We start from the raw sequence: 7,170 nt of genomic DNA, 5'->3' as shown, positions 1-7,170 counted from the left end.
CACGTGATATGGTTGAAAAACACTTTGATACGTTCAAAAATGAGTTGAGGGCTGACAAAATTTACCTGCGAAGTAATGAGGCACTTTTTGGGCATATTTTTGTATCATTTATCTGTTTGTACATATATTGTGCAATATTAAATCGTTTGAAGGCAGCCAAACTTTTAACTCAAATATCTCCTCACGATCTCCTCACAAAGTTCAGTAAAGTTTACGCATATCAGGTGGGTGAGGGTACTGAATTGTCAGAGGTTCCAAAGAGGGTTCGGGACTTGTCGCGCAAATTAAATTACCCAATATTCCCTAACTGATGCCGAGTTCAGGTTCAGATCCGTCTTTGCAAAGTGTAAATGCTATCAAAAACGGTAATGTTCACTATATCCGAGTCGGATGGCAGGGAAACGAACCTGAAAGTGAATTAACTGAATGCTTCTATCTTGCCAATCTCTTTTATCCTGAACAAAGTTCCGGGTTAAATGCAGAATCAGAAGGGAATAAAATCCTGAATGAATTCTATGGTGAGGATGGTCTATATTCTTGGGTAATAGATCGCAACGAATTATCATTGTAGAGGAAAAATATGATTAAATCGCCATATTTTTTACTATTACTGGTTGCTTGTATTTTTATTACCATTCCGGTCAGTGCATATGATTTCACCTTAAGTGTGTATGGAAATGCCAATATGGATGACATCATCGATGAAGATGATATCACATATCTTAAAGGGATAATCAGCGGGGTAAACGAAAAGACTCAGTTTGCAGATGCTAATTATGACGGGATCGTTAATGAGGATGACATTTCCCAGATTGAATCGATTATTGCAGGTGATGAGACAACATTAACATTGGTAGATTGTGAAGGCGTGACGGTCAGTTTAGATGTACCAGTAAGTAACATTATCACATTATTTACCGGACCATTAAGGCGTATTGTTCAATTAGGAGCAGTTGATAAAGTTGTTGGAATTGGAAATCAAATCCAGAATTCCAGTAATCTACTGGTTTTACATGCATATCCTGAACTTGAAACTCTGCCAAAGGTTGGTTCAGCGATGGATCCCTCTCAGGAAGCAATTGTATCCTTAAATCCCGATGTAATCATTGGAACGTTCCATACTGATAAAGATACTTCACAGGTACTTAGTCAAAACACTGGTATTCCTTTTATTTACGTTAAACCTGAAGCAAATTTTGATTCTAATGAAGGAGCTTATGAAACCTGGAGAATGTTAGGATTAATTTTAGGTAAGGATGCATCATTACGAGCAGAAAACTTAATTCAATATTGTGATGAGAAAATCAATGAAATCAATGAATATACTTCAACCATTCCAGATGAGGAGAAAACCCGTGCATACATCTGTGCTGGAACAGGTATTCCTACAACTACTAATATCTATGAACCTATAGAAATAGCAGGTGGCATAAATGTTGCTGTAAATACTGTCTCCAATCCATTTGGATGGGGCCAGGTGGATATCTCAAATGAGCAAATTCTTGATTGGAATCCTGATGTAATTTTAATTCCATATACTACTCAAGATGTAGTATTGTCGGATCCAACTTTACAGGTTGTCAATGCTGTAAAAAATAGTCAGGTTTATGATACAATGGCCTGGAAAATGGGTTGGGATCCTGCTACCGGCCTTTGTGAGTGCTATTATCTTGCTAAAATATTCTATCCGGATCTTTTTAAAGATTTAAACGTTGAAGGGGAATGTAACGAGATATTAGAGAAATTTTACGGTGTTTCCGGATTATATGACTGGATGCTGGAAAACTGTGGTGACTATGTCACGTGGAATTAAGTGATTGAAATGGCCTCAATAGGAAACATGCTAACCTGGGTAAATTATTCATGAAATCGTTGGAAAAACTGATGTCTATTGACACAGGTAGCATTAGTCTTGAAAAGATCGAGCAAGAGTATACAAGTTTTGTTGGTCGGAAAATTATCTTCCTCATTGTTTTACTCCTATTGATCGTTGTATTAATCGGAGTGGCAACAACTCTGGGGATTATTGATCTTTCTGTATTGGAAGTTTATTCGGTCATTTTTCATAAGTTCCTTCCCCAGTATTTCCAGGTACCCAGTGAAGTAGCTGATCAGGTCGTCTGGAATATCAGGCTCTCCCGGATTTTGTTTGGAATTTTTGCAGGAATGGGACTTGGAATTGCCGGAGCAGTAATGCAGGTGGTTCTAAAAAACCCCCTTGCAAGTCCTTATACACTGGGAATTTCTTCCGCAGCAGGATTTGGTGCAGCTCTTGCAATAATAATGGGATGGGGGTTTTTTGGAAATTTCCTCATTGCTGGAAATGCATTTATTTTTGCCCTTATTTCATCGATGTTTATCGTAGGAATAGCCAGGCACAAAGGAGCAACACCGGAAATCATGATTCTTTCCGGAATCACGATTATGTACTTCTTTTCTGCATGTGTTACGTTACTGGAATATTTTGCAGATCCTGATGCAGTAAAGGGTGTTGTTTTCTGGATGGTCGGAAGTATGGGAAAGGCTTCATGGGATAAATTAGGGGTATTAGCATGTGTTTTAGCAGTATGTCTTCCAATTCTCATCTGGAAATCCTGGGATTTCAATATCATCAGTTCCGGTGATGAAACGGCAAAAAGTCTCGGGGTGGATGTGGACCGGTTACGAAATCTGTCGATGATAATTTCAAGTCTGATGGTTGCAAGTATTGTTGCTTTTACCGGAACCATTGGATTTATCGGATTAGTTGCACCTCATATCACCCGGATGATAATCGGAGGAGATAATAAATATGTGCTCCCGTGCTCAGCATTGGTAGGAGGATTACTCCTGGCCGGAGCCGATGTTGTTGCACAAAATATTATTCCACCAGTGATACTTCCAATTGGTGTCATGACTGCATTTATGGGAATTCCGTTATTCTTTTACCTGATCATGCGACGAAGAAAAGGATACTGGTGAATAAACGGAATCAACAATGGATAGGGTAAACAATGTTCCTTAAAGTGAAAGATTTAGTATTCAGTTACTCAAGTACCAGAATCCTTGATGAGGTTTCACTAGAACTTGAGGGATCTGAAATACTGGGTATATTAGGTCCGAATGGGGCAGGAAAATCTACACTAATCAGGTGTATTAATAAAATCCTGAATCCTCAAAGTGGTATTATTACTTTTAATGATACCAACATCAATACAATGACCAGAATGGAAATTGCAAAAAACCTGGGATATGTTCCGCAAACCTCTACAAATCCCTTTCCTGCTACAGTTTTTGATACCATTCTCATGGGAAGAAGACCGCATTGTGGATGGCGGAATAGTCCGGGAGATATTAAGAAAACTTTGGAAATATTGGAATTGGTAGGAATTAAAGATCTTGCCATGAGAGATTTTACCGAGCTGAGTGGCGGACAACAACAAAAAGTGGTACTGGCTCGGGCATTAGCCCAGGAGACTGATGCCCTGTTACTGGATGAACCTACGTCAAATCTTGATGTCCGGCAACAACTGGAGACCATGGAAATAGTGAGATCACTGGTTCATAAAAATGGAATCTCTTCAATCATGGCAATTCATGATTTAAACCTGGCTGCCCGGTACGCTGACAGAATACTTTTAATGAAAAATGGATCTATTTTTGATGTAGGTGATCCATTCTCGGTATTAACACCTGAAAATATCCGGGAAGTTTACGGAGTTGAAGCAGTAATCAAAGATGAGGATGGAAGACCATATATCGTTCCGAAGTGCCCGGTAAAAAATTGTAATGAATGTTGTCAGTGAGCATGAAAATGACTTTTCAAAAGTCTGTTGTGAATATAGATATGAAATTTTGTTCGTTCGAAAAATAAATTTAAAATATCATATCCGGATTATGGGATCCTGACGAGACTGCAATGCTCAACGGTAGGGTTAAAGAATTATTATTTCAGAGGATTAAAGGGGTCATTGTCCGAGCATTTTACCTCTCCGGGATTTTCTTCTTTCCAAAGAGAAGTTGAACAACCTCACTATTTACTAATGTGAAAATCATGATACCAGTATGGTATCGCGGAAGTAAACCCTTTGTGATCATCTATCAGGGTTTTAATTAGAATTATTGCTTTTTTCAGTTGTTCTCCGAATTCTTTCCGGGATGCCATTCGTGAGAACCAGACAATTGAAGGGACGATACTCATTGCATTATAGAGGGCATATCTTTTCCAGAAATCCGGAGGGACATTTCCCATGAAATAACCATCTATCTGGCCCCGTGAGAAAGGAATGCTGATTTCGCGGGAAAAAAATGCCAGTTTATAAAAATCGTGTATGGGATCTCCCCAATCATACCGGTTGAAATCGATAATTCCGGTCAATTGTCCATTATTGATGATAAGGTTTGCAGGATGATAATCATCATGCTGAAATGTCTGGCTGACATCTTTCATCAGGTGGATGTTATCGGCGATATATCTATGAACCGGCTCCAAATCCAACTCTTCCGGTGCCAGATGTTCCCGGTTACATGCATCACAATATCGTTCATGTTTCTGCTTTTTTCTGTCATACCATGAAGAAAGAGTGTCCGGAGCTGCTAGATGGTGGAGTTTTTTTAGTTCTATTCCTGCATGATATCCGATTTCATACTGGATATCCGGACTATACTGGTGGAGTGTCGCTTCTCCATCATCACCTTCCATGTACTCATGAATCATGATGCAGGAATGAGAGTCCTCAGAAATCCAACATGCCCGTGACCGGGGAACCAGTGATGAATACCTGGTGAGTGTGTCCATCAGTGAATACATCTCCTTCCTTCCGGAGAGGATTTGAGTATCGTCAGATTCTGTTATCCGAAGTAGGAATCTTTCACCGGTTTTTGCCGTGAGAAGAAATTTTTTATCATCAGAGTATCCCTTCCGAACAGGTTCAATATGCAAGATGTTGATATTCTGCTGTATCTCTGAATATATGTCTGGTCTGATGGTCATCTCTGGCTTCCTTATGTCAACCGTATAATAGTATTTCAACTATTATCCATGTAATGATCATGAGATAATTTTTCAATATCTGAAACAGGGTTAGAATTTTTCCAGAATCTGGGTAATTATGGATAATGTAATTTTTTACAGGTATAAGAAAGAAATCAAAAGGTTATCGGTTCATTACAACCAACTCTTTTATATTCATATTTTGTTGATATTATGGCGATCAAAAAATCCGAACTTAATGACTCTCTCTGTGAAGGTTGTGATGAACTTTGTGGTGGGGATCAGCGAGATTATCTGCAATCAGGAGTGAAGAATCTTCTAAAAGGAGTCATTGATCCGGCTGATCATAATGAGATAAAACCTGGAAATCGAAAAGAAAGAGGTAACCAATTGCAATATAAAAATTTGAGTGGTTTCCTCAAATGCTTTCGTTCAAATTTAGAGTTATTTCAGACCAATATACCCCACCTTTGCTGGAAAATGTCCGGAATGTGGAGGATTGGTTGGTGATGATTGAGAAATTTCTAAGTGCTGATATATTTTTCGGTTTAGGGTGAGAGGGTACAATCTATTGGCGAGATGTTATCCGGGATAGAGAACGGAGAGATAGAATTTAAGCAGCAGCCAAATGTAGCGATGTTTAAAACATTCTCGGCCTTCTCAAACACGGAGGGCGGGTTTGTGCTGATTGGTGTTTCAGATTCGGGGGAGGTTACCGGATGCAGGTGCCTGAATAGTGATCTTAAAGAGCTTTCAGATACGATTGTAAATTCTCTTGGGATACATCCGTCAATTGATTGTATGGAAATTGAAGGGAAGAGCGTCATCCGGATTGCCGTAAAAAAGAGTCTGATTCCGATTGCTTATGAGGGGCGGTATTATTCACGAGTAGGGAATACAACGAGGATCATGGAAGGAGAAGATTTAAGGCAGTTTTTTATCCGAGATGTCGCTTGGGATGGTCTTTCCTCAAATCATAGTCCTGATGATATTGATCCGGAGACTGTACGACTTTTCCTGGGGTTAGCAACCAGGTCCGGACGGTTGTCGGCAGCGGATGACCTTGAACCTGTTCACGCAGTTCTCACCCGGTTAGGTCTGATTACCAATGGAAAACTGAATAATGCCGGTTATCTCCTGTTTGGAAAGAGACAACCCTCCTATTCTTCTGAGTATGTGCTCAGAGTTGGGAGGTTTCGTGACCCGACGATAATTACTGGTGACCGATGGATAGAGGGTAACTTGTTTCAGCAATTCCAGGAAGGGGAAGAGGCGATTCGAAATTTCATTAATGTCCGGTATGAGATAACCAGTGCTCAGATGGAGCGACAGGAGATATGGGACTACCCCCGTGAGGCCATTCGTGAGGCACTCGTCAACGCTCTGATCCACCGGGATTATTTTAAGAAAGGTCAGCAGGTCGTAGTCAAGGTGTATGATGACCATCTGTGGATGCACAATCCGGGTGGTCTTCCTCCTGGAATCAGTGTTGATGATCTGAAGAGATCACCCCATTCAGTTCTTAGAAATCCTCTGATGGCAAAAGTGTTTTATTTGGCAGGGTTTGTCGAACAGTATGGTTCAGGAATACAACGAATGATTAATGCCTGTACAAGTAACGGACTTTCAGAACCAGTTTTCTCTTCTGATGGATTCGGATTTACCATTGTCATTCGAAAAGATCCCATGAGTATGGACTATCTTACTGGAATAGGTTTGCATGAACGTCAAATACGAGCAATTCTCTATGTAAAAGAACATAAAAGTATTTCAAGCGGTGAATATCAAAAATTGGTTGAGGTTTCTTCCAGAACTGCAAAATATGAACTTTCAGATCTGATGGATCGGGGTGTTCTGGAACGACATGGAAAAGGAAGAGCAACAAAATACTTCCTTAAAAATCCGAATGAGTGAGTGAATGGTGAGATATATTGATATCAATAGGTGTGATAATGCATGATTTGCACGATTAATGCACTATTTTTGCATGATTTGCACGATTAATGCACGAAAAATATCTGATTATTTAGACCTGAATTGTGATATAGGCCAAAATTAAATATTAAAACCAATACACATACAACATTACCCCTTCTTGTCGCACTGATTTCTATACAATTATCGGTTTGTAATAACTCTACAATGTCATGTTTAAATGGTTAGTTATCTTGATCCTCTCCAATTTTGATCAATATTTT

General features: G+C 39.5%; 5 protein-coding genes and 1 pseudogene. 5 read left to right on the top strand and 1 reads right to left on the bottom strand.

Going from position 1 to position 7,170, the window contains the following annotated elements; translation table 11 throughout:
- The 4 genes and pseudogenes from DLD82_RS19040 to DLD82_RS16375 all read left to right on the top strand — a co-directional run.
- A pseudogene (locus tag DLD82_RS19040) lies at positions 1–311 on the top strand (hypothetical protein); the annotation flags it as partial.
- 374 nt (positions 312–685) lie between these two features.
- A complete protein-coding gene (locus tag DLD82_RS16385; protein WP_181391496.1) occupies positions 686–1,813 on the top strand; it encodes an ABC transporter substrate-binding protein in 1,128 nt (375 codons plus the stop codon).
- Between the two features lie 71 nt (positions 1,814–1,884).
- Positions 1,885–2,961, top strand: a complete 1,077-nt coding sequence (locus tag DLD82_RS16380; RefSeq protein WP_109942211.1) for a FecCD family ABC transporter permease — start codon at positions 1,885–1,887, stop codon at positions 2,959–2,961.
- Positions 2,962–3,005: 44 nt separating this feature from the next.
- The gene (locus DLD82_RS16375) at positions 3,006–3,785 is read left to right on the top strand and encodes an ABC transporter ATP-binding protein (RefSeq protein ID WP_245920484.1); all 780 of its coding nucleotides are present in this window, start codon (positions 3,006–3,008) and stop codon (positions 3,783–3,785) included.
- Positions 3,786–4,012: 227 nt separating this feature from the next.
- Here DLD82_RS16375 and DLD82_RS16370 read toward each other — a convergent pair whose 3' ends face one another.
- Positions 4,013–4,972 carry an aminoglycoside phosphotransferase family protein gene (locus DLD82_RS16370; RefSeq protein WP_109942209.1) on the bottom strand — a complete coding sequence of 320 codons (960 nt, stop codon included), beginning with the start codon at positions 4,970–4,972 and terminating at the stop codon, positions 4,013–4,015.
- 579 nt (positions 4,973–5,551) lie between these two features.
- On the opposite strand from DLD82_RS16370, the gene DLD82_RS16360 reads away from it, so the two are divergent.
- Entirely contained in the window at positions 5,552–6,886 is a 1,335-nt protein-coding gene (locus tag DLD82_RS16360; protein ID WP_109942207.1) for an ATP-binding protein, read from the top strand.
- Positions 6,887–7,170: the final 284 nt, after the last annotated feature.

Source organism: Methanospirillum stamsii (assembly GCF_003173335.1).
GTDB classification, from domain to species: Archaea; Halobacteriota; Methanomicrobia; order Methanomicrobiales; family Methanospirillaceae; genus Methanospirillum; species Methanospirillum stamsii.
The sequence above is the reverse complement of the archived record's forward strand: the minus strand, read 5'-3'. Positions and strand labels throughout refer to the sequence as shown.

Excerpts from the sequence above, each read along its gene's own strand:
- DLD82_RS16385 (WP_181391496.1), top strand. The coding sequence starts at position 686 with ATGGATGACATCATCGATGAAGATGATATCACATATCTTAAAGGGATA.
- DLD82_RS16380 (WP_109942211.1), top strand. The coding sequence starts at position 1,885 with ATGTCTATTGACACAGGTAGCATTAGTCTTGAAAAGATCGAGCAAGAG.
- DLD82_RS16370 (WP_109942209.1), bottom strand. The coding sequence starts at position 4,972 with ATGACCATCAGACCAGACATATATTCAGAGATACAGCAGAATATCAAC.
- DLD82_RS16360 (WP_109942207.1), top strand. The coding sequence starts at position 5,552 with ATGTTATCCGGGATAGAGAACGGAGAGATAGAATTTAAGCAGCAGCCA.